Source organism: Stenotrophomonas genospecies 5, from assembly GCF_054473825.1.
Genome location: NZ_JBTMUW010000001.1, coordinates 659,006 through 682,313 on the forward strand (window position 1 = coordinate 659,006; position 23,308 = coordinate 682,313).

General features: G+C 66.2%; 20 protein-coding genes. 16 read left to right on the forward strand and 4 right to left on the reverse strand.

Annotated elements, in window-relative coordinates; all coding sequences use genetic code 11:
* The first annotated feature begins 80 nt into the window (after positions 1-80).
* From ACX9OW_RS03200 to galU, 6 genes are all read left to right on the forward strand, one after another.
* On the forward strand, positions 81-386 hold the full coding sequence (locus tag ACX9OW_RS03200) for an integration host factor subunit beta (RefSeq protein ID WP_053517737.1): 306 nt from the start codon (positions 81-83) through the stop codon (positions 384-386).
* A gap of 77 nt (positions 387-463) precedes the next feature.
* A complete protein-coding gene (locus ACX9OW_RS03205; RefSeq protein ID WP_053517736.1) occupies positions 464-748 on the forward strand; it encodes a lipopolysaccharide assembly protein LapA domain-containing protein in 285 nt (94 codons plus the stop codon).
* 6 nt (positions 749-754) lie between these two features.
* Positions 755-1,933: a lipopolysaccharide assembly protein LapB gene (lapB, locus tag ACX9OW_RS03210; protein ID WP_053517734.1), complete on the forward strand. Its 1,179-nt coding sequence runs from the start codon at positions 755-757 to the stop codon at positions 1,931-1,933.
* Positions 1,934-1,936: 3 nt separating this feature from the next.
* Positions 1,937-2,926 (forward strand): MraY family glycosyltransferase, encoded by a 990-nt coding sequence (locus tag ACX9OW_RS03215; protein WP_065181335.1) that lies wholly within the window; start codon positions 1,937-1,939, stop codon positions 2,924-2,926.
* A gap of 3 nt (positions 2,927-2,929) precedes the next feature.
* Entirely contained in the window at positions 2,930-4,840 is a 1,911-nt protein-coding gene (locus tag ACX9OW_RS03220) for a polysaccharide biosynthesis protein (RefSeq protein ID WP_053517731.1), read from the forward strand.
* Positions 4,840-5,718, forward strand: coding sequence for a UTP--glucose-1-phosphate uridylyltransferase GalU (galU, locus tag ACX9OW_RS03225; RefSeq protein ID WP_459061913.1), 879 nt, complete (start codon positions 4,840-4,842; stop codon positions 5,716-5,718). The genes ACX9OW_RS03220 and galU overlap by 1 nt, the downstream gene beginning before the upstream one ends.
* 464 nt (positions 5,719-6,182) lie before the next feature.
* On the opposite strand, the gene ACX9OW_RS03230 is transcribed toward galU, so the two are convergent.
* From ACX9OW_RS03230 to ACX9OW_RS03240, 3 genes are all read right to left on the reverse strand, one after another.
* Positions 6,183-7,391 carry an acetyl-CoA C-acyltransferase gene (locus ACX9OW_RS03230; protein ID WP_053520191.1) on the reverse strand — a complete coding sequence of 403 codons (1,209 nt, stop codon included), beginning with the start codon at positions 7,389-7,391 and terminating at the stop codon, positions 6,183-6,185.
* 93 nt (positions 7,392-7,484) lie between these two features.
* Positions 7,485-9,857, reverse strand: coding sequence for a 3-hydroxyacyl-CoA dehydrogenase/enoyl-CoA hydratase family protein (locus ACX9OW_RS03235; protein WP_459061914.1), 2,373 nt, complete (start codon positions 9,855-9,857; stop codon positions 7,485-7,487).
* A 40-nt stretch (positions 9,858-9,897) separates the two neighbouring features.
* Positions 9,898-10,554, reverse strand: coding sequence for a TetR/AcrR family transcriptional regulator (locus ACX9OW_RS03240; protein WP_065175050.1), 657 nt, complete (start codon positions 10,552-10,554; stop codon positions 9,898-9,900).
* 349 nt (positions 10,555-10,903) lie between these two features.
* On the opposite strand from ACX9OW_RS03240, the gene ndk reads away from it, so the two are divergent.
* The 9 genes from ndk to ACX9OW_RS03285 all read left to right on the forward strand — a co-directional run bounded on the left by ndk (position 10,904) and on the right by ACX9OW_RS03285 (position 20,842).
* The gene (ndk, locus tag ACX9OW_RS03245) at positions 10,904-11,329 is read left to right on the forward strand and encodes a nucleoside-diphosphate kinase (protein WP_005409295.1); all 426 of its coding nucleotides are present in this window, start codon (positions 10,904-10,906) and stop codon (positions 11,327-11,329) included.
* A gap of 10 nt (positions 11,330-11,339) precedes the next feature.
* Positions 11,340-12,545, forward strand: a complete 1,206-nt coding sequence (gene rlmN, locus ACX9OW_RS03250; protein ID WP_053520188.1) for a dual-specificity RNA methyltransferase RlmN — start codon at positions 11,340-11,342, stop codon at positions 12,543-12,545.
* A complete protein-coding gene (gene pilW, locus ACX9OW_RS03255) occupies positions 12,532-13,317 on the forward strand; it encodes a type IV pilus biogenesis/stability protein PilW (RefSeq protein ID WP_065181337.1) in 786 nt (261 codons plus the stop codon). Before rlmN ends, pilW begins: the two co-directional genes overlap by 14 nt.
* Before the next feature lie 18 nt (positions 13,318-13,335).
* Positions 13,336-14,205 (forward strand): RodZ domain-containing protein, encoded by an 870-nt coding sequence (locus ACX9OW_RS03260; protein ID WP_459061915.1) that lies wholly within the window; start codon positions 13,336-13,338, stop codon positions 14,203-14,205.
* Positions 14,206-14,269: 64 nt separating this feature from the next.
* Positions 14,270-14,908, forward strand: coding sequence for a YfgM family protein (locus tag ACX9OW_RS03265; RefSeq protein ID WP_053520185.1), 639 nt, complete (start codon positions 14,270-14,272; stop codon positions 14,906-14,908).
* Positions 14,908-16,116 carry an outer membrane protein assembly factor BamB gene (bamB, locus tag ACX9OW_RS03270; RefSeq protein WP_053520184.1) on the forward strand — a complete coding sequence of 403 codons (1,209 nt, stop codon included), beginning with the start codon at positions 14,908-14,910 and terminating at the stop codon, positions 16,114-16,116. The genes ACX9OW_RS03265 and bamB overlap by 1 nt, the downstream gene beginning before the upstream one ends.
* A gap of 15 nt (positions 16,117-16,131) precedes the next feature.
* Positions 16,132-17,529 (forward strand): ribosome biogenesis GTPase Der, encoded by a 1,398-nt coding sequence (der, locus tag ACX9OW_RS03275; protein ID WP_053520183.1) that lies wholly within the window; start codon positions 16,132-16,134, stop codon positions 17,527-17,529.
* Between the two features lie 126 nt (positions 17,530-17,655).
* Positions 17,656-18,792, forward strand: a complete 1,137-nt coding sequence (moeB, locus tag ACX9OW_RS03280) for a molybdopterin-synthase adenylyltransferase MoeB (protein WP_459061916.1) — start codon at positions 17,656-17,658, stop codon at positions 18,790-18,792.
* Positions 18,793-19,009: 217 nt separating this feature from the next.
* A complete protein-coding gene (locus tag ACX9OW_RS03285) occupies positions 19,010-20,842 on the forward strand; it encodes a monovalent cation:proton antiporter-2 (CPA2) family protein (RefSeq protein WP_053517608.1) in 1,833 nt (610 codons plus the stop codon).
* A gap of 86 nt (positions 20,843-20,928) precedes the next feature.
* Here the strand turns inward: ACX9OW_RS03285 and ACX9OW_RS03290 are convergent, their stop codons facing one another.
* Entirely contained in the window at positions 20,929-21,720 is a 792-nt protein-coding gene (locus ACX9OW_RS03290; protein WP_459061917.1) for a hypothetical protein, read from the reverse strand.
* A 466-nt stretch (positions 21,721-22,186) separates the two neighbouring features.
* Here ACX9OW_RS03290 and folD point away from each other — a divergent pair, with 466 nt between their 5' ends.
* Positions 22,187-23,065: a bifunctional methylenetetrahydrofolate dehydrogenase/methenyltetrahydrofolate cyclohydrolase FolD gene (folD, locus tag ACX9OW_RS03295; RefSeq protein ID WP_065181342.1), complete on the forward strand. Its 879-nt coding sequence runs from the start codon at positions 22,187-22,189 to the stop codon at positions 23,063-23,065.
* Positions 23,066-23,308: the final 243 nt, after the last annotated feature.

The window sequence follows — 23,308 nt, forward strand, 5'->3', positions numbered from 1 at the left end:
CCCGTTGTTCGTTGTTTCCTGGACGGCCCGGGCACTGCCCGGGCCGTTTCAGGCTGAAATGCCCCTGATGTGAGCCGGTGATGACCAAATCCGAACTGATCGAAATCCTTGCGCGCCGTCAGGCGCACCTGAAGGCCGATGATGTCGATCTGGCGGTGAAGTCGTTGCTGGAAATGATGGGCGGTTCCCTCTCTGTCGGGGATCGCATCGAAATCCGCGGTTTTGGCAGCTTCTCGCTGCACTACCGCCCGCCGCGCCTGGGTCGCAACCCCAAGACCGGCGAATCGGTTGCCCTGCCGGGCAAGCACGTTCCCCATTTCAAGCCGGGCAAGGAACTGCGCGAGCGGGTCAGCAGCGTGCTGCCGCTGGACGCCGATCCCGCCTGAGCGTCCCGTCGCGCCACCGCGTGCGAATCCAGCCGCGAGTCGGATAAGCTACGGTCTCCCGCCCCTGGAGCTGTCGCATGAAGGTCTTTCGTCTGCTGGTCCTGCTGGCGGTGCTGATCCTTGGATTGATCATCGGTGCGGTCAACATGACCGCGATGTCGATCAACCTGCTGTTCACCGAGCTGCATACCTCCGTCGGCGTGGCATTGATCGCCGCCCTGCTGGTGGGCGTGGTGGTCGGCGCCGGCCTGGTGCTGGTGAGCGTGGTCGTTCCGCTCTACAGCCAGCTGCGCCGCGCCAACAAGTCCGCTGCCGCGACGCCGGCACCGGCCGCTTCCCCCCAATCTTTTGACGGACGTTGATCGAAGATGGATTTCGTCACCGAGTGGTTCTGGTTTTTCCTGTTCGTGCCGCTGGCCGCCCTGGCCGGCTGGGTGATCGGACGGCGTGGCGGTCAGCGCCACGGTGACAACCAGGTCAGCCGACTGTCCAGCACCTACTTCCGTGGCCTGAACTACCTGCTCAACGAGCAGCCGGACAAGGCCATCGAGCTGTTCCTGCACATCGCCGAGCTCGACAAGGAAACCTTCGAGACCCAGGTCGCGCTGGGCCATCTGTTCCGTCGCCGCGGCGAAGTGGACCGCGCCATCCGCCTGCACCAGGGCCTGGTCAACCGCAACGATCTGAGCGATGCGCAGCGCGTGCAGGCGCTGCTGGCGCTGGGCGAGGACTACATGAAGTCCGGCCTGCTGGACCGCGCCGAAACCGTGTTCACCGAGCTGGCCCAGCTGGACCAGCGTGCGCCGCAGGCGCTCAAGCACCTGATCGGGATCTACCAGGCCGAGCGCGACTGGGAGAAGGCGATCGACAACGCCACCCGCTTCGAGGACGTCACCGGCGAGCCGATGGGCAAGCTGATCGGGCAGTTCGAGTGCGAGCTGGCCGAACGCTTCCGTGGCGCCGGCAAGCTGGAAGAGGCGAGGGCGGCCATTGCCCGTGCCTACCAGGCCGATGCGATGTCGGTGCGCGCCGGCATCATCGAAGGACGCCTGGAGAGCGATGCCGGCAATCCCGAAGCGGCGGTGCGAGCCTTCGAGCGTGCTGCGCGCAATGACCCGGAGTATCTGCCGGAACTGCTGCCGGCGCTGATGCAGAACTACCGCAAGGTCGGCGACCTGGGCGGCGCCCGCGCCTTCCTTTCGGAAATGACCGAGCACTACCGCGGTATCGCGCCGGTGCTGGCGCTGACCCGGCTGATGGAGGAACAGGAAGGTGTCGCCCCTGCGCGCGCCTATCTGGGCCGCCAGCTCAAGGACCGCCCCTCGGTGCGCGGCGAATCGGCGTTGATCGACCTGACCCTCGCCGAAGGTGCCGATTCCACCGCCACCCTGCACGATCTCAAGCACATCACCGACCAGCTGCTGGTGCGCAATCCGGCCTACCGCTGCACACGCTGCGGCTTCGGTGCGCGCACCCACCACTGGCAGTGCCCGAGCTGCAAGGAATGGGGTACGGTCAAGCCGCTGCTGAACTACGCGGTGCTCTGAATCATGCCCTGGCTCGTGATGGGCGCGCTGCTGGCGTTGGCCCTGCTGAGCGCCGCCCTGACCTGGGCGGCGCGCGGCTACGCGCTGCGCCGGCAGCTGATGGACCACCCCGGGGAACGCCGCAGCCATAGCGTCGCCACGCCACGCGGCGGCGGCATCGCCATTGTCATCAGCCTGCTGGCCACCGCAGCCGTGGCCATGTGGGCGTGGCCGCAGGCCATGCCGAGCCTGCTGGTCGCCGCTGCCGGCCTGCTGCTGGTCGCGGGCATCGGCTGGTGGGACGACCATCGCCCGCTGCCGGCCATGCGCAGGCTGCTTGTTCATTTCATTGCTGCGGGCCTGCTGGCCGGGCTGGTGAAGATCCACGGCGGCAGCTGGCTGCTGGCCCTGCTGGTGCTGTTCTTCACCGCCTCGTTGATCAACATCTGGAACTTCATGGATGGCATCAACGGCATTGCCAGCAGCCAGGCCATCGTGGTCGCGCTGGGGTTCGCTCCGGTGCTGCCCTGGCCGTGGTCATTGCTGGCCATCGCCCTCGGGCTGGCCTGCGTGGGTTTCCTGCCCTTCAACTTTCCGCGCGCACGCATCTTCCTCGGGGATGTCGGCAGCGGAGCGCTGGGCTACGCGGTGGCGGCCGTCGTGGCCGTGGCCAGCCTGCGCACGGACATCAACTGGATCCTCCTGCTGGTGCCGCTGTCACCGTTCCTCGTGGACGCGGGCTTCACACTGCTGGCGCGCATCATTTCCGGGCAACGCTGGATGGAACCCCACACCCAGCACGTCTATCAGCGCGCTGTGCAGGCAGGAGCCAGCCACGCCCTGGTGACAGGGATGTACTTTGTTTTGGGCCTATTCAGTATTACAGTGTTCAATGTCAGTTCGAATCTGCAGCCGAGGTGGGAGGCTGTCGTGGCAATTGCTTGGTTCATCACGCTGAGCATGCTGTGGCTCCTCCTGCGCAATGGAATGCGCCTCCGACAAGGAACTCCTTGAAATATGTCTTCACCCTGGCGGGATAGAATCCTCGGCCTGTTGCCGCGTACGGCCATTGTCTGCCACGACCTGTTCATGGTCTGGGCATGCTGGCAGCTGCTCCATGCCGGTCGTTACTCGATCCTGCCGGACGCGCCTGCGCTGCCGTTGTGGAATGTCGATACCACCCTGGTCCTGCTGCTGCAGGGACTGGTGTTCTGGCGCGTGGGCCTGTATCGCGGCCTGTGGCGGTTTGCCAGTGTCAGCGACCTGCTGAACATCTTCAAAGCCAGCTTCATCGGCATGGTCGCCATCGTCCTGGTGCTGATGTGGAAGCGCTTCAACGGCGTGCCGATGTCGGTGCTGGTGATCTATCCCTTCGCGCTGTCGGCCCTGCTGGGTGCCCCGCGCCTGCTGTATCGCGCATGGAAGGACTACCAGGCGCTGCAGTCCGATTCGAGCGCGCGCCGGGTGCTGATCCTGGGCGCCGGCCAGGCCGCTGAAACGCTGGTCCGCGATCTGCGCCGTTCCGGCAATTTCGAGCCGGTCGGCCTGCTCGATGACGCCCCGCACCTGCGCGGCGCGAAACTGCAGGGCCTGCCGATCCTGGGCACGCTGGACGATGCGCCGGCCGTGGCCCGCGAAACCGCAGCCAAGCTGCTGGTCATCGCCATTCCGTCGCTGGATGCCGCCGGCATGCAGCGCGTGGTCGCCATCTGCGAGAGCACCGGGGTTCCGTTCCGCACCGTGCCCAAGCTCAGTGACATCCTGCAGGGGCAGTCGCTGCCGGGCCAGCTGAAGGAAGTGGCGATCGAGGATCTGCTGGGCCGCAAGCCGATCATGCCGGACTGGAACCTGATCCGTGGCTGGCTGGGCGGGCGCACCGTGATGGTGACCGGTGCCGGTGGTTCGATCGGTTCAGAACTCTGCCGCCAGTGCGCGCGCCACGGTGCAGGCCGCATCGTCCTGCTGGAGATCAGCGAACTGCTGCTGTTGACCATCGAAGGCGAGCTGCGCCGCAGTTTTCCCGACATCGAGATCGAAGCCGTGCTGGGTGACTGCGGTGACCCCGCAGTGATCCGCCATGCGCTGTCGCTGCACCCGGTCGATACGGCCTTCCATGCTGCCGCCTACAAGCATGTGCCGGTACTGGAACGGCAGCTGCGCGAGGCGGTGCGCAACAACATCCTGGCCACGGAGAACGTCGCCCGTGCCTGCCTGGAGGCACACGTCGAGCACTTCGTGTTCATCTCCACCGACAAGGCGGTCGATCCGGTCAATGCGCTGGGTGCCAGCAAGCGCTACGCCGAGATGATCTGCCAGAGCCTGGACCAGAAGTCCACGCATACCCGCTTCGTCACCGTGCGCTTCGGCAACGTGCTGGCGTCGGCGGGCAGCGTCGTGCCGTTGTTCCGCGAGCAGATCCTCAAGGGCGGGCCGGTCACGGTCACCGACCCGGAGGTCAGCCGCTATTTCATGACGATCCCCGAGGCCTGCCAGCTCATCCTGCAGGCGGCCGCCTCGGCGTCGCATGGCGCCATCTACACGCTCGACATGGGTGAGCCGGTGCCGATCCGGGTGCTGGCCGAGCAGATGATCCGGCTGGCCGGCAAGCAGCCGTACAAGGATATTCCGATCATCTACACCGGGCTGCGCCCGGGTGAGAAGCTGCACGAGACGCTGTTCTATTCCGACGAGGACTATCGTTCGACCGCGCACCCCAAGATCCTCGAAGCCGGCGTGCGCGCGTTCTCGCGTGACATGGTGCTCGGCAACGTTCCGAAGCTGCGCGAAGCGATCAGCAGCTACGACATCGACACCATCCAGGAGATCCTGTTCGCGACGATGCCGGAGTTTTCTCCAATCGAACAGGATGCTTACATCTCATCCGCTAAAGTCGTGCCGTTTCCGACACGCGAGGCCAACAGGCACTAATGAGCAAGCGAATTCGTAAAGCAGTTTTTCCCGTGGCAGGGCTCGGGACGCGCTTCCTGCCGGCGACCAAGACGGTGCCGAAAGAAATGCTGCCGATCATCGATCGTCCGCTTATCCAGTACGCTGTTGATGAGGCCATAGAAGCCGGCTGTGACACGCTGGTGTTCATCACCAACCGCTACAAGCACGCCGTCGCCGACTATTTCGACAAGGCGTATGAGCTGGAACAGAAGCTCGAGCGCGCCGGCAAGCAGGAACAGCTGGAGATGATCCGCCACGTGCTGCCCAACGGCGTGCGTGCGGTCTTCGTGACGCAGGCCGAAGCGTTGGGCCTGGGCCACGCGGTGCTGTGTGCCAAGGCCGTGATCGGTGACGAGCCGTTCGCCGTGCTGCTGCCGGACGATCTGATCTGGAACCGCGGCGACGGTGCGTTGAAGCAGATGGCCGATCTCAATGAGGCCAGCGGTGCCAGCGTGATCGCGGTCGAGGACGTGCCGCACGACAAGACCGCCAGTTACGGCATTGTGGCCACCGAGGCCTTCGATGGCCGCAAGGGCAGTATCTCGCAGATCGTGGAGAAGCCGAAGCCGGAGGACGCCCCCAGCGATCTGGCGGTGGTCGGCCGCTATGTGCTGAGCCCGAAGATCTTCGATCTGCTGGAGCAGACCGGCAGTGGTGCCGGTGGCGAGATCCAGCTGACCGATGCGATCGCGCAACTGCTGAAGACCGAGCAGGTCGATGCCTACCGTTTCGAGGGCACCCGTTTCGACTGCGGCACGCACCTGGGGCTGGTCGAGGCGACGATCCGCTTCGCGCTGGACAACCCGAAGCTGGCGGGCCCGGCGCGCGAGAAGCTGGCGGCGATGCTGGCGGAATAAGGTTTATCAAGCGCTCCGTTCGCGGCGCCTTGATTGATACGTGGTGGGCGGTACGGGTGGGCCTTTGCAGGACACGCCGTAAACCCATCCATGGGGGCTCGATGGCGCCATCCATGGCGCCAACGGTCCTGCAAAGGCCCACCCGTACCGCCTGTCAGATTTCCTGCGGGCGCGGACGGGAAGGGCGGAATCAAAGACAAGAGCAAAAGCAAAAAGGCAGCCATCGGCTGCCTTTTTGCTTGTTGGGGTCAGATCCCTTTGCGGAGCAAAGGGATCTGACCCCAGCTCCTGCTCATCCCTCCGCCGCGCGGAATGCTGGATGGCGCGGGTGGGTGAGGCTGACCGGGACTGTCAGCGGCATGGATGCCGCTGCCAAGCCTACAGGGATGTACTTGCGGCGTGTCCCGGGCAGCCTCACCCACCCGCGCCCCACCATCAGCAATCAGCCGGCAACGCTTTGAACCTTACAGCGCCTCGAAAATACCCGCCGCGCCCATGCCGGTGCCGATGCACATAGTCACCATGCCGTACTTCTGCTGGCGACGACGCAGGCCGTGCAGCAGGGTCGCGGTACGGATCGCACCGGTGGCACCCAGCGGGTGGCCCAGGGCGATCGCACCACCCAGCGGGTTCACCTTGTCCGGGTCCAGGCCGCAGTCACGGATCACCGCCAGCGACTGCGCGGCGAAGGCTTCATTGAGCTCGATCCAGTCCAGCTGATCCTGGTTCAGGCCAGCCTGCTTGAGTGCCTTCGGGATCGCGGCGATCGGGCCGATGCCCATCACTTCCGGGCGCACGCCGGCCACCGAGAAGCTGACGAAGCGCGCCAGCGGGGTCAGGCCGTAGTCCTTGATCGCCTGTTCCGACGCCAGCAGCACGGCACCGGCGCCGTCGCTCATCTGCGACGAGTTGCCGGCAGTGACGGTGCCACCGAACTGGCCATTGCGGAATACCGGGCGCAGCTTGGCCAGGCCTTCGGCCGAGGAATCCGGGCGCGGGCCTTCGTCGGTATCGGCAACCTTGTTGCGGGTAATGATGCGCTGGCCATCGGCCAGGTCCGGCAGGTGCGAGACGATCTCGTACGGGCTGATCTCGTCCTTGAACTCGCCCTTCTGGATCGCAGCCATCGCCTTCTGGTGCGAGGCCAGGGCGAAGGCATCCTGCTCTTCGCGCGAGACCTTCCACTCTTCGGCCACCTTCTCGGCGGTGATGCCCATGCCGTAGGCGATGGCCACATGGTCGTTGTCGAACACGCTCGGTGCCATCGCGATCTTGTTGCCCATCATCGGCACCATCGACATCGACTCGGTGCCGCCGGCCAGCATCAGGTCGGCGTTGCCCAGGCGGATCGCATCGGCGGCCTGCGCAACGGCCTGCAGGCCGGAGGAGCAGAAGCGATTGACGGTCTGCGCCGCGATGGTGTTCGGCAGGCCGGCCAGCAGCACGCCGATGCGCGCCACGTTCATGCCCTGCTCGGCTTCCGGCATCGCGCAGCCGATGATCGCATCATCGATGCGGTTGACGTCCACGCCCGGCGCCTGCGCGACAACGCTGCGCAGCACGTGGGCAAGCATGTCGTCGGGGCGGGTATTGCGGAACATGCCCTTGGGCGCCTTGCCCACCGGGGTACGGGTGGCGGCGACGATGTAGGCGTCCTGGATTTGCTTGGTCATTGCAGTGATCTCTCGAATAGGTTTTGTAGAGTCGAGCCATGCTCGACTGCCACAGCAGGTGATGCCGGCCCGGGGGCCGGCACCCGCCATCAATCAGTTGCGCAGCGGCTTGCCGGTCTTGAGCATGTGCGCGATGCGGGCCTGGGTCTTTTCCTGCTGGGCCAGTTCGACGAAGTGCTTGCGCTCCAGGGTCAGCAGCCACTCTTCATCGACCAGGGTGCCGCGATCGACCTTGCCGCCGCACAGCACGGTGGCGATGCGCTCTGCAATCTCGTAGTCGTACGGGCTGATGAAGCGACCTTCCAGCATGTTGACCAGCATCATCTTGAAGGTGGCGATGCCGACGTCGCCGGCCACCTGGATGCGGCGTGCCGGCAGCGGCGGACGGTAGCCGGCTTCGGCCAACGCGCGGGCTTCGGCCTTGGCGATGTACAGCGCCTCATAGCTGTTGAACACCACCTTGTCGGTGCTGCGCAGCAGACCCAGCTCCTTGGCATTGACCGCCGAGTTGGACACCTTGGCCATGGCCACGGTCTCGAAGGTCTTCTTCAGTTCGGCAAACACGTCGCCGCCCGGGCCGGCCGCCTGCGAGGCGCGCACGGCCAGTTCCTTCAGGCCGCCACCGGCCGGCAGCAGGCCGACGCCGGCTTCCACCAGGCCGATATAGCTTTCCAGGAAGGCCACGGTCTTGGCGCTGTGCATCTGGAACTCGCAGCCACCGCCCAGGGCCAGGCCGCGCACGGCAGCCACCACCGGCACCAGCGAGTACTTGATGCGCTGGCTGGTGCGCTGGAAGTTGGCGACCATCTGCTCGAACTGGTCGACCTTGCCGGCCTGCAGCAGGCCCAGGGCGCCGGCCAGATCGGCACCGGCGGAGAACGGTTCCTTCTGCTGCCAGATCACCAGGCCCTGGAAGTCCTTCTCGGCGCGCGAGACGCATTCCTGCAGGCCATCGAGCACCTGGTCGGAGACGGTGTTCATCTTGGTCTTGAAGCTGACCACGGCGATACCGTCGCCGTCGTGCCACATGCGCAGGCCATCGTTCTCGAACACGGTCTCGCCCGGCGCGAACGTTTCGCCCAGCAGCGGATCCGGGAAGCGCTGGCGCTGGTACACCGGCAGCGACGAGCGCGGCAGCTTGGCGTTGCGCGACGGGCTGTAGCTGCCCTCGGCGGCGTGCACGCCGTCGCGGCCATCGAAGACCCAGTCCGGCAGCGGGGCGTTGCTCATGCTCTTGCCGGCGACGATGTCATCGGCGATCCACTGCGCGACCTGCTTCCAGCCCGCGGCCTGCCAGGTCTCGAACGGGCCCAGCGACCAGCCGTAGCCCCAGCGGATCGCGAGATCGACGTCGCGCGCGGTCTCGGCGATGTCGGCCAGGTGGTAGGCGCTGTAGTGGAACAGATCGCGGAAGGTCGCCCACAGGAACTGTGCCTGCGGATGCTGGCTCTCGCGCAGCTTGGCGAACTTCTCGGCCGGGTTCCTGATCTTCAGGATCTCGACCACCTCCGGTGCGGCGCTGCGGTCGGCCGGACGGTAGTCCTGCTTTTCCAGATCGAGCACGACGATGTCCTTGCCGACCTTGCGGAAGATGCCGGCTCCGGTCTTCTGGCCCAGTGCGCCCTTGGAAATCAGCGCGTCCAGCCACTTGGGCGACTTGAAGAATTCATGCCACGGGTCGTTCGGCAGGGTGTCGCCCATCGTCTTGATCACGTGCGCCATGGTGTCCAGGCCGACCACGTCGGAGGTGCGGTAGGTCGCCGACTTCGGGCGCCCGACCAGCGGCCCGGTCAGGCCATCGACTTCATCGAAGCCCAGGCCGAACTGCTGGGTGTGGTGGATGGTCGAGAGGATCGAGAACACGCCGATGCGGTTGCCGATGAAGTTCGGGGTGTCCTTGGCGTAGACCACGCCCTTGCCCAGCGTGGTGACCAGGAACTCTTCCAGGCCTTCCAGCACGGCGGCATCGGTGGTCGAGGCCGGGATCAGCTCGGCCAGGTGCATGTAGCGCGGCGGATTGAAGAAGTGCACGCCGCAGAAGCGGTGGCGCAGCTGTTCCGGCAGCACGTCGGCCAGCTTGTTGATGCCCAGGCCGGACGTGTTGGACGCCAGCACGGCGTGATCGGCCACGAACGGAGCGATCTTCTTGTAGAGGTCCTGCTTCCAGTCCATGCGCTCGGCAATGGCCTCGATGATCAGGTCGCAGTCCTTCAGCTGCTCCAGCCCCGACTCGTAGTTGGCCGGGGTGATCGCTTCGGTCAGCGACTTGCTGGCCAGCGGCGCCGGGCTGAGCTTGCCCAGGTTGGCGATTGCCTTCAGCACGATGCCATCGGCCGGACCTTCCTTGGCGGGCAGGTCGAACAGCACGGTGTCGACGCCGGCGTTGGTGAGGTGGGCGGCGATCTGGGCACCCATGACGCCGGCACCCAGCACGGCGGCGCGGCGGACTAGCAGGGAATTGGACATGGTGTAAGGGCCTTTGTTGGTCAGCAGTTACTGGGTGGAATCAGGCGGAGGCGGGCAGGGCGCTGCCGCTGCGTGCGGCGGCGCGGAACCCGGCTTCGGCGAAATGGATGAGCTCGTGGGCTGCCTGGGCACGATGCGCCGCTTCGGTGACACCGGCGGGACGCTTGATCAGCCCGAAATCGGCCATGGCGTAGGTGAGCGAGCCGGCCAGGAAATCCAGCCGCCAGTACAGCTCTTCCTTGCTCAGGTCGGGCACGCACTCGGCGATGGCCTTGCCGAACGCGCGCAGCACGTGGCCGTAGTGGTCGGACAGGAACTTGCGCAGGTTGTCGTTTTTCTCGGCGTAGGCGCGGGCGATCACGCGGACGAAGGCGCCGCCGCTCTGGCGGTCCTGGGCCAGCGCCAGCGCCGGCTCCACGAAGGCGGCCAGCACCGGGCGCAGTTCACCAGGGTGTTCGCTGCGGGCGCGTTCGAGCTGGGCCATGCGGGCGCCGGTCATCTCGTCCATGCGACGGCGGAACACCTCGTTGACCAGGTTTTCCTTGGAACCGAAGTGGTAGTTGACGGCGGCGATGTTGACGTCGGCCTGGCTGGTGACCTGGCGCAGCGACGTGCCGGCAAAGCCGTGCAGGGCGAACAGCTCCTCCGCGGCACCGAGGATCCGGTCCTTGGTCGAGAAGTGGGCGGGCTTGGCCATCGGGCAGGCGGACCTTAATCAAACGATTGTTTGATACTAGAACCAGACGGCAGCGTATGGCATTTTGCAGTGCAGCAAAACTGCCGGGCCAGTCAGAGGGCATTCACCCCCGGGTGCGGGGCCGGATCCCCGAAGGGGCTCCGACCCCTGTCGGGCTGGGGGATGGGGTCAGGGCCCCTGCGGGGGCCTGACCCCGGCCGGCATGAGGCCTGCCAGCCATGGGCTGGCACTACTTAATGGGATCTCTTACAATTCGCCTACGTTTATCAGGCTAAGCCCGCGTTCCGACGCGGGTTTTTTTCATGTACCCTTCGGGCCATCAGCGGCCCGATTCCATTGGAGACATCCCATGGCGCTGGAGCGCACCCTTTCGATCATCAAGCCGGACGCCGTTGCCAAGAACGTCATCGGCGAAATCTACGCCCGCTTTGAAAAGGCCGGCCTGAAGGTCGTCGCCGCCAAGTACAAGCAGCTGTCGCGCCGTGAAGCCGAAGGCTTCTACGCCGTGCACCGCGAGCGTCCGTTCTTCAACGCTCTGGTCGAGTTCATGATCTCCGGCCCGGTGATGATCCAGGCCCTGGAAGGCGAGAACGCCGTGCTGGCCCACCGCGACCTGCTGGGCGCCACCAATCCGAAGGAAGCCGCGCCGGGCACCATCCGCGCCGACTTCGCTGAATCCATCGATGCCAATGCCGCCCACGGCTCGGACTCGGTCGAGAATGCCGCGATCGAAATCGCCTACTTCTTCGCCGCGACCGAAGTCGTCTCGCGCTGAGAGTGATGCCGTGAACGAGGTCGTACAGACACCCGCCATCCAGCCGCTGCCGAAGTCGGCACCCACGGCCGGCAAGCAGAACCTGCTCGACCTCGATCGCGCGGGCCTGGAGACGTTTTTCGTCGAGGTTCTCGGCGAGAAGAAGTTCCGTGCCCACCAGGTGATGAAGTGGATCCACCACCGCTACGTCACCGACTTCGATGAGATGACCGATCTCGGCAAGGTCCTGCGCGCCAAGCTGCAGGATCATGCCGAGGTCGTCGTTCCCAACATCGTGTTCGACAAGCCCTCCGCCGACGGCACCCACAAGTGGCTGCTGGCGATGGGCGTGGATGGCAAGAACGCCATCGAGACCGTGTACATCCCGGACAAGACCCGCGGCACGCTGTGCGTGTCCTCGCAGGTCGGCTGCGGGCTGAACTGCACGTTCTGCTCCACCGCCACCCAGGGCTTCAACCGCAACCTGACCACCGCCGAGATCATCGGCCAGGTGTGGGTGGCTGCGCGCCACCTGGGCAACGTGCCGCACCAGATGCGCCGTCTCACCAACGTGGTGATGATGGGCATGGGCGAGCCGCTGATGAATTTCGACAACGTCGTGCGTGCCATGAGCGTGATGCGCGACGATCTGGGCTACGGCCTGGCGAACAAGCGCGTGACACTGTCCACGTCCGGCCTGGTGCCGCAGATCGACCGCCTGTCCAGCGAGAGTGATGTCTCCCTGGCGGTGTCGCTGCACGCACCGAACGACGAGCTGCGCGAGACGCTGGTGCCGCTCAACAAGAAGTACCCGATCGCCGAGCTGATGGCCTCGTGCGCGCGCTACCTGCGCGCCAACAAGCGTCGCGAGTCGGTGACCTTCGAATACACCCTGATGAAGGGCATCAACGACCAGCCCGAGCATGCCCGGCAGCTGGCCCGGCTGATGCGCCAGTTCGACAACGCGGTGCAGGCCAAGGACTCGGGCAAGGTCAACCTGATCCCGTTCAATCCGTTCCCGGGCACCCGTTACGAGCGTTCCGAGGAAGCCGACATCCGCGCGTTCCAGAAGATCCTGCTCGACAGCAACGTGCTGACGATGGTCCGCCGCACGCGCGGCGACGACATCGACGCCGCCTGTGGCCAGCTCAAGGGCCAGGTGATGGACCGCACCCGCCGCCAGGCGGAGTTCAACAAGACGCTGCAGGCGGGGAAGGGGAGCGATGCGGCCGCCTGACCGCTTCCGGCTGGCGCTGCTTGCGGGCGTGCTGGCCATGGCGGTCGGTGCCTGCTCCTCCACGCCCAAGGGCCGGCTCGGTCCCAGCGAAGCGCCGGTCTATTCGGTGCGTGACCCGGACGGCGTGCGTCGCCAGGTGCGCGTGAACGACCTGCTGGTGCTGGCCTCGCGCGACATGCAGCTGGGCAATCTGGACGGTGCCGAGAGCAAGGCCCGCCAGGTGCTGAAGCTGCAGCCCGACGAGCCTGACGCACTGGTCCTGCTGGCCGGCATCGATGACCGCCGCGGCCGCACCCGGCAGGCGGGCGAGGGCTTCCGCAGGGCCGCAGAGCTGGCCCCGCAGCGCGGTGACGTACTCAACAACTATGGCGCCTGGCTGTGCCAGCAGGGGCAGGCGGCCGAGTCGCTGGTGTGGTTCGATCGTGCGCTGCAGGCGCCGGGCTATGCCACGCCGGCCGAGGCGCAGGCCAACGCGGGGGGCTGTGCGCTTGACGCGGGGCAGCCCGAACGGGCCGAGCGCGACCTGCGTGCCGCACTCGCGGTGGCTCCGGCCAACCCGGTCGCCCTGGAGGCGATGGCCCAGCTGAGCTTCCGCCAGGGCCGCTACATGGAGGCCCGGGCCTTCGCCGAGCGCAGGATTTCGGCTGCACCCGCAACACGTTCCGTGTTACAACTTGCGTCTCAAATCGAGGCGCGGCTGGGCGATCACGCAGCATCCGATCGCTATCTGCAGCGGATTCGACAGGAATTTCCGCAGGATGCGGGCTCCTAACTCCAGGGTTGATGCATTGTGATTGATGACCAGACTGTGAGCGCTCTCGAGACTGCGGCCGGCTGTGGCACCCGCCTTCGCCAGGCCCGCGAGGCGGCCGGACTGACCCTTGACGACGTCGGACAGCGGCTGCGCATGCCGGTCCAGGTAGTCAGGTCGCTGGAAGAAGAACAGTGGCAGAAGCTCGGTGCGCCGGTGTTCGTCCGCGGCCAGCTGCGCAGCTATGCGCGCCTGCTGAATGTGGATGTGAGCGAACTGCTGGAGCAGGCCCAGGTGGGCCCGGTGGTCCCGCCGACCCTGGTCAGCCATACCCATACCCCGCGTGCGCGCCGGATCGCCGAGAACCTCGGCCGGCGCGCGCTGTATGTCGGCATCACCGCGGTGCTGGCCGTGCCGGTGTGGTTCGCCACGCGCGGCCATTTCGATGGCGGCACGCCGTCGCCGAACACCGCCTCGCTGGACGTGATCCCGGCGACCGTGCCGGTCACCCCCGCCGCCGACGGCGCCGAGCCGGTGGCATCGACGGAGACCTCGGTGGCGTCCACCGCCAAGCCGGCCGCGACCCCGTACGTCGCCTCGCTGGCGCCGGTCCCGCGTCCGGCCGCCACTGCGGCGGGTGCCGGCACCACGCTGGAGATGCAGTTCAACGGAGACAGCTGGGTCGACATCGGCGGCCCCGATGGCAGCACCGTCGAGAAGGCGCTGATCCGGTCCGGCGAGAGCCGCAGCTTCACCCCGGGCCAGGTGACCCGGGTCACTCTGGGCAACGCCTCGGCGGTCCAGGTTCAGCAGAACGGCGCTATCGTCGATCTGGCGCCCTACCAGCGAGCCAACGTGGCACGCTTTCAGGTATCCTCTGAAGGCTCCGTGGTCCCGGTTTCGCACTGAGGCGCGGTTTCACCACCTTCGATAATCCCAATGGTCCCTCCCGATGGGCGGGGCGAGAGTACGCATGGCGATCGACGATCTGCTCGACGAGCACGAACAAAGTGAACGCGTCCGCAGCTGGCTGCGGAAGAATGGCGCCAGCATCATCGGTGGCGTGGCCATCGCCATCGGCGCCATCGCCGGCTGGCAGTGGTGGCAGACGCAGCAGGGCGGCAAGCTGGCCTCGGCCAATGTCGAATACCAGAAGGCACTGGTGGGTCTGCAGCAGAACAAGCTCGACGACGCCGCCAAGGCGGTGAAGGCGCTCGAAGCCGGTCCCTCCAGCATCTACGGCGACCTCGCGGCGCTGCAGCTGGCCAAGGCCCAGGTCGACGCCGGCAAGAATGAAGAAGCCCTGGCGACGCTGCGCAGCGTGAAGGTCGAAGGTGACCTGCAGCGCGTGGTCGACCAGCGCGTGGCCCGCCTGCTGGTCGCTACCGGCAAGGCCGACGAGGCCATCTCCCTGCTGGGCAGCGCCACCGACAGCGGCAGCCTGGAGATCCACGGCGATGCGCTGATGGCCCAGGGCAAGCGCGATGCCGCCCGCGAACAGTACGAGAAGGCGTTGAAGACGCTGGACGTGGCGGCGCCGCAGCGGCGCCTGCTGGAAACCAAGGTTATGGACGCCGGCGGCACCGTCGCCGCCCCTGCGGAGTCGGTTTGATGAGTCAGAAGGTCATGATCACCCGCGTCGCCACCGTGCTGCTGCTCGGCGTGGCGCTGTCCGGCTGCAGCACCATGAAGGGCTGGTTCGCCGGCAAGGACGCGGAAGCGAAGAAGGCGCAGGAGCCGGCCGAACTGGTCAAGTTCGAGCCGACCCTGAAGGTCAACAAGGCCTGGTCGGTCAATCTGGGCAAGGGTGAGCGTCGCATCGGCGTGCGCCAGGGCCCGGCGGTGGCCAACGGTCACGTGTTCGCTGCGGCGATCACCGGTGGCGTGCACGCCATCGACCTGCAGACCGGCAAGAAGGTCTGGACCTGGGAGCCGAAGAAGGAAAAGAAGAAGGACAAGCTGCGCCTGTCCGGTGGCCCGGGTGTTGGCGAGAACCTCGTCGTGATCGGCACGCTCGACGGCCAGGTCATCGCGCTGGACATCAATGACGGCAGCGAGAAGTGGCGCGCCCGCGTGCCCGGCGAAGTGATCGCCGCGCCGGCGGTGGCCCAGGGCATGGTGTTCGTGCGCAGCAACGACGGCCGCATCACCGCCTTCGACGTGGGCAACGGCACCCAGCGCTGGTTCAACCCGAGCGAACTGCCGGCGCTGACCGTGCGTGGCAATGCGCCGGTGGTGACCGGTCCGGGCGTGCTGTTCATCGGCAGGGATGACGGCGCCATCGCCGCGCTGGCCATGCAGGATGGCCGCACCCTGTGGGAACAGAACGTGGGCAGCGCTGAAGGGCGCACCGAGCTGGAGCGCATGGCCGACATCGACGGTGCGCCGGTGCTCGATGGCAACACGCTGTTCGTGAGCAGCTTCAAGAACCAGACGATGGCCATCGAAGGCCCGACCGGTCGCCCGCTGTGGGCGCGCGACCACGGCGGTGCCGGTGGCGTGGCGGTCTCGTCGGGCAATGTGTTCGTCACCGACAACAAGGGTGGCGTGTTTGGCCTGGACAAGGCCAGTGGCGCGGCGATGTGGTCGCAGACCGGGCTCGCCCGGCGCCTGCTGACCGGCCCGGCACTGCACGGCGACTACGTGGTGGTCGGCGACTACAAGGGATACGTGCACTGGCTGCAGACGTCCGATGGCGCGATGGCGGCGCGGGCCAAGAGCGGCGGTGAAGCTCTGCTGGCCCAGCCGATCGTCGTCGACGGGGTGCTGCTGGTGCAGAACGTGGATGGCAAGCTGACCGCCTTCCGGTTGGCAAATTAATACGGAGTAATCGCGATGCTGCCTTTGGTCGCCCTGGTTGGACGGCCGAATGTCGGCAAGTCGACCATTTTCAATGCGTTGACCCGCACCCGTGACGCCCTGGTCCATGACCAGCCCGGCGTCACCCGTGATCGCAACTACGGCGTCTGCCGCCTCGACGAGGACAATCATTTCCTCGTCGTGGACACCGGCGGTATCGCCGGGGAAGACGAGGGCCTGGCGGGCGCTACCACGCGTCAGGCCCGGGCCGCTGCCGCCGAAGCCGACCTGATCCTGTTCGTCGTCGATGCCCGCGAGGGCACGTCGGCGCTGGATGACGAGATCCTGTCGTGGCTGCGCAAGCTGTCGCGTCCGACCCTGCTGCTCATCAACAAGATCGACGGCACCGACGAGATGGCCGTGCGCTCGGAATTCGCGCGCTACGGTTTCAGCGAGATGCTGACGGTTTCGGCCGCGCATCGTCAGGGCCTGGACGATCTGCTCGATGAAGTGATCCAGCGTCTGCCGGAAGAGGGCAGTGGCGAAGAGCTGGACAACGATCCGAACCGTGTGCGCATCGCCTTTGTCGGCCGCCCCAACGTGGGCAAGTCGACCCTGGTCAACCGCATCCTCGGCGAGGAGCGCATGATCGCCTCCGACGTGCCCGGCACCACCCGCGATTCGATCGCGGTGGACCTGGAACGCGATGGCCGCGAATATCGCCTGATCGACACCGCCGGCCTGCGTCGCCGCTCGCGGGTGGACGAGGTGGTCGAGAAGTTCTCGGTGGTCAAGACCATGCAGTCCATCGAGCAGTGCCAGGTGGCCGTGCTCATGCTGGACGCCACCGAAGGCGTGACCGACCAGGACGCCACCGTGCTGGGGGCCGTACTCGACGCCGGCCGCGCCCTGGTGATCGCCATCAACAAGTGGGATGGCCTGACCGAGTACCAGCGCGAGCAGGCCGAAACCATGCTGTCGCTGAAGCTGGGCTTCGTGCCGTGGGCGGAATCGGTACGCATCTCGGCCAAGCATGGCTCGGGCCTGCGTGAGCTGTTCCGTGCGGTGCACCGCGCCCACGAATCGGCGAACAAGACGTTCACCACCAGCGAAGTGAACAAGGCGCTGGAAGTGGCCTACGAGACCAACCCGCCGCCGACCATCCGCGGCCACGTCTCCAAGCTGCGTTACGTGCACCCGGCCGGGGCCAACCCGCCCACCTTCATCGTGCATGGCACGCGCCTGAAGGAGCTGCAGGAGTCGTACAAGCGCTACTTGGAGAACTTCTTCCGCAAGCGCTTCAAGCTGATCGGCACGCCGGTGGTGTTCCTGTTCCGCGAAGGTGCCAACCCGTACGAGGGCAAGAAGAACGTGCTGACCGAACGGCAGATCAAGGCCAAGCGGCGCTTGATGAAACACGTCAAGGGCAAGTAACCGGAAAGGCGGCCGCAGGGCCGCCTTTTTCGTTTGACGGGGAATGGGGTCAGATCCCTTTTCCTTCGGAACAGGGATCTGACCCCTGGGACGCTCGGCGGGCAGGGCCTGCGCGATAATGGCGCCATGAGCATCCGAGAGCTTTCCCCCGCGCAGGCGCATGACCGCCTGGCCCATGGCGCCGTGCTGATCGACGTGCGGGAGGCGCACGAGCGCGCCGGTGGCATGGCCGAAGGCGCCCGCGGTGTGGCCAGGGCGGAACTGCAGGCCGACCCGGCCGCGCACCTGCCACGCCCGGAACAGGAAATCCTGCTGATCTGCCAGACCGGCAAGCGTTCGGCCGACGCCGCGCAGGCCCTGCTCGATGCCGGCTACGCAAACGTGGCGTCGGTCGCCGGGGGCACCGTGGCCTGGCGCGAGCAGGCGCTGCCGCTGGTGCAGCCCGTGGCCAGCGCTGCCGACCGCGATTTCTTCGATCGCTACTCGCGCCACCTGCTTCTGCCGCAGATCGGCGAGGCGGGCCAGCGTCGCCTGCAGCAGTCGCGTGTGCTGGTGCTGGGCGCGGGCGGGCTGGGCGCACCGGCCGGCTTCTACCTGGCCGCCGCCGGGGTCGGGCACCTGCGCTTCGCCGACCACGACCGGGTCGAACGCAGCAACCTGCACCGCCAGATCGTGCATACCGAAGCCAGTGTCGGCCAGCTCAAGGTCGACTCCACACGCGAGCGCCTGCTGGCGCTGAATCCCGCGATCGACATTGAAGCCGTGCCGCAGCGGGTCACCTCCGACAACGTCGACGCGCTGCTGGACGGGGTGGACGTGGTGCTGGATGGCTCGGACAACTTCCCGCTGCGCTATCTGCTCAACGATGCCTGCATCAAGCACCGGCTGCCGCTGGTGTATGCGGCAATCGAGCGCTTCGACGGCCAGGTGAGCGTGTTCGACGCCGGCCGCCAGCGCGGCGTCGCGCCCTGCTACCGCTGCCTGTTCCCGGAGCCGCCGCCGCCAGAGTTCGCGCCGAACTGTTCCGAGGCCGGCGTGCTGGGCGTGCTGCCAGGGTTGGCCGGCGTGCTGCAGGCCACCGAGGTGTTGAAACTGCTGCTGGGCATCGGCGAGCCCCTGGTGGGGCGTCTGCTGCGTTTCGATGCACTGGGCATGCGCTTCCGCGAAACCGGCATCGGCCCGGACCCGCAATGCCCGGTCTGCGGGCCGGGCGTGCCGTTCCCGGGCTATATCGATTACGCCGCCTTCTGCCAAGGCGGGTGATTCCGGTAGCGCCGGGCCATGCCCGGCGAGCGCAGCGGGGCGCGCAGGCACATCCGCCGGGCATGGCCCGGCACCGTTGATCGTTTCAGAATGATCTAAGGGGTGGCTGCCGGCATCGTTCCACCTCCAAGACAATCCGGCGCAACATGCGTGCTATTGCCGTCATCCACATTGCTCTATCGTGGTGAGCGATTCTGGATTCCGGGGAAAGCACCGCATGGCGGTAGAAGCAGCGACCAGCGAGCTGGTCAAGGTGGTTGCCCTGCTGGGCGCGGCGGTGGTGATGGTGCCCTTGTTCCGGCGGCTGGGCCTGGGGTCGGTGCTGGGCTACTTCGCCGCCGGCCTGGCGATCGGACCGTTCGGGCTGGGCTGGTTCTCCGATCCGCAGGCCATCCTGCATACCGCCGAACTCGGCGTGGTGATGTTCCTGTTCGTGATCGGCCTGGAGATGCGGCCCTCGCACCTGTGGAGCCTGCGCAAGGAAATCTTCGGGCTGGGCACGCTGCAGATCGTCACCTGCGCGCTGGTGCTGACCAGCATCGCCAAGCTGTTCGGCTTCCCGTGGCAGGTGGCCTTCATCGGTGCCACCGGCTTCGTGCTGACGTCCACCGCCGTGGTGATGCAGCTGCTGGCCGAGCGCGGTGATATCGCGCTGCCTTCGGGGCAGAAGATCGTCTCCATCCTGCTGTTCGAAGACCTGCTGATCGTGCCGCTGCTGGCCCTGGTGGCGTGGATGGCGCCCAGCGCGGGCAGCGCCGATGGCGAGGGCTCGCGCTGGCTGTCGGTGGCGATCGGTGTCGGTGCCATCGTCGGCCTGGTGCTGGTCGGCCGCTTCCTGCTCAACCCGCTGTTCCGCCTGCTGGCCGAATCGAAGGCACGCGAGGTGATGACCGCCGCCGCGTTGCTGGTGGTGCTGGGCGCGGCACTGCTGATGCAGCTGTCCGGCCTGTCGATGGCGATGGGCGCGTTCCTGGCCGGCGTGCTGCTGAGCGAATCGACCTTCCGCCACCAGATTGAAGCCGATATCGAACCGTTCCGCGGCATCCTGCTCGGCCTGTTCTTCCTCAGCGTCGGCATGGCGCTGGACCTGGGCGTGGTGGCCTCGCACTGGCAGCTGATCGCAGGCCTGGTGCTGGCGCTGATGGCGGCCAAGGCACTGTGCATCTATGTCGTTGCGCGTCTGATGGGCAGTGACCACGCGCAGGCGCTGGACCGTGGCGTGCTGATGGCGCAGGGCGGCGAGTTCGCCTTCGTGCTGTTCTCCGCAGCGGCGGCCGCTGGCGTGATCGACGTGGACATCAATGCCAACTTCACCGCCGTGGTGGTGCTGTCGATGGCGCTGACCCCGCTGGTGGTGCTGGTCTACAAGCGCGTGGCGCCGAAGCCGACGGTGAACCTGGAGGGCGTGGACGAGGCCGACGGCCTGTCCGGCAGCGTGCTGCTGATCGGCTTCGGCCGCTTCGGCCAGGTGGCCAGCCAGTCGCTGCTGGCGCGCGACGTGGACGTGACCATCATCGACAACGATGTGGAGATGATCCAGAGCGCGGCGCGGTTCGGCTTCAAGATCTATTACGGCGACGGCACCCGCCTGGACGTGCTGCATGCTTCCGGCGCGGCGACCGCGCGCGCGATCGCGGTGTGCGTGGACAAGGCCGACGCCGCCGACCGCATCGTCGAGCTGGTCGCGCACGAATTCCCGCAGGCCAAGCTGATGGTGCGCTCGTTCGACCGCGAGCATTCACTGCGGCTGATCCATGCCGGCGTCGATTTCCAGATCCGCGAGACCTTTGAATCGGCCGTGCTGTTCGGTCAGGCCGCCCTGATCGAGCTGGGCGCCGACGAGGACGACGCGATCGAGATCGCCGAGCAGATCCGTCGCCGCGACGCCGAGCGTTTCGAGCTGGAAATCGCCGGTGGCGGCCTGAACGCCGGCGCCAAGATGGTGTTTGGCAACTCCGGCCAGGGCGTACCGACGCCGACCCCGTTCACCGCGCCGAAGCGGGCAAGCAAGACCTTGAACCCGCAGGACGTGCCCGAAGAGGAAGAATGAGTCGCTGATAGTGCCGGCCGCTGGCCGGCAACTAAGGTAACGGAAAGGAGACTACCTCTGTTCTTGCCTTCACTCTCGCTGCAGGCTCAGCGTTTTGGCACCCTTTTCCCGCCCTTCTTTCCAAAGCGACGGCGGTGTATGTAGTCCTGGGCCAGGGGGAGTCGCCTGTTAACGAAGGGCTCCGGCAGCTGATCGACTGGTAGGCACGACAGAACGTCGATTCCGAAATGATGGAAGGTGTCGACGCCGACGCGGCTGGAGGCCAAGGAGATGATTTCCTCAAGAAGCGGATACATCTGCGCTCTCGTGTCGGACTCTTCTTCCGTCAGTTTGAGGATGAACGCCCTCATGACCTCCAATGCCAGGCGGGCTTGCGCCACATGAATGGTATTGCGCTTGCTTGGAAGGCTGTGGATGTTGCAGAGACGGCTGCGTAGGCAATCGAAGGGATGCATCACGTGTAGTGACGATCCCGAGAAGTAGAGATCGGTGATCTCGATCGCTCTATCCTTCAATCGATCTTCGTCCTTCCCTACATAGCCGATGATGTGGCTGAGGTAGTCAATCTCCGCAGCAATCCCCGATGCGCGGAAGATGGTGATCTTCGCACTGTTGGGTGTGTTCTCGAACGGCTGCGGGAAATGGATTTCGGTCCGCATCCTTTTTTCCGCAGTGGCGATCTCGAGGAATGCGTGATGCTCTCGGGCGTCAGTGGCAGATCCGAGGAAATCCACGTCTACGGTTACACCGCCTGCCAACGCCGTCGGCAGCGGAACATCCAATGCATTCACCCAGAGTGCAAGAGCCTGTCCGCCCACAAGTAATGCCGGGGTTGGCGGTATGAGAAGTGCCTCGGTCGGCAACTCCGGATCAATCACCGGAACTTATGCGGCCACGCGATCCTGCCGCCATTCTCCCTGACCTTGAAAACGACGGGCATGGGACGGGAAGGATCGTTCTTGTAGCTGGCAACTTCACGTGCACGGCGAGCATCGTCCAGAGCCTTCAGGCTGGGGGACGCGTCGACAGACTTGTGAAATTTGGCGTTCATCGAAATTTCGCTCGCCAGTGGCCTGAGAAAGATCAAAATTGGAAAGAGTTTAATGGCCCACCCGGATGGCGGTCCCGGCTTCGCCGGGACCGCCATCCGGGTGGGCCACTCAACTCGCACCTAAGACAGTGTATTAAACATACCCCGTAGATTGCCCCTTTGCAAGTCCGACAGAATCGAGTTAAGGCAGGGTTTTCCCGGGACTGAAGCATTGGCCAGAGGTCTTGCAGCGGTGGGCGAGGGGGCCTGAATCGGGGACAATAGCCTCCCCACCGCCGCCGCCCCCGCATTCGATGAACGATTCCGCCGCCCCGCATCCTGCCCGCATTCTCGATGGCCGCCGCATCGCTGAAGACCTGCTCGACAGCCTGAAGGTGCGTGTCGACGCCCGCATCGCGGCCGGTGGCAGCCGTCCGGGGCTGGCCGTGGTGCTGGTGGGCGGCGACCCGGCCTCGACCGTGTACGTGCGCAACAAGCGCCGTGCCGCCGAGAAGGTCGGCATCGAAGCGCACGATTACGACCTGCCGGCCGGCACCACCGAGGCCGAGCTGCTGGACCTGATCGACCAGCTCAATGCCGATCCGAAGATCAACGGCATCCTGATCCAGCTGCCGCTGCCGGGTATCCCCGATGCACGCCGGCTGATCCAGCGCATCGACCCGCGCAAGGACGTCGATGGCTTCCACCCGGAAAACGTCGGCCATCTGGCCCTGCGCGAGTTCGGCCTGCGCCCGTGCACCCCGCGCGGCATCACCACGCTGCTGGGCCACACCGACCAGCCGGTGCGCGGCCGCAACGCCACCATCGTCGGTGTCAGCAACCACGTTGGCCGCCCGATGGGCCTGGAACTGCTGATTGCCGGCTGCACCGTCACCAGCTGCCACAAGTTCACCCCGAAGGACGTGCTGGAACAGGCCGTGCGCAACGCCGACATCCTGGTGGTGGCGGTGGGCCGCCCGGGCATCGTGCCGGGCGAGTGGGTGAAGCCGGGCGCGGTGGTGATCGACGTTGGCATCAACCGTCTGGACGATGGTCGGCTGGTGGGCGACGTCGGCTTCGACGCGGCGGCGCAGCGGGCGAGCTGGATCACCCCGGTGCCGGGCGGTGTCGGCCCGATGACCGTGGCCACGTTGATGCAGAACACCCTGGAAGCGGCGGAAGCGCTGAGCTGATCGCAGCGAGCGGCTGTTGGTAGGTGCCAACCGTCGTCGGCCTGCCTGTGTGGGTGCCAACCTTGGTTGGCACGCTTCGTCCGGTGCCTGGACCCCAGATGGGGTGAAGGCCTCTCCCTGTTTGTGCCAACCAAGGTTGGCACCCACCAAAGCGGTGGCCGGCCCCCTGAATGGACCGCCGCCCGCGCGACACTGCGTCGCATCCACCCCCTGCCACGCGGCGCGAAAACAAGGTAAAATGTC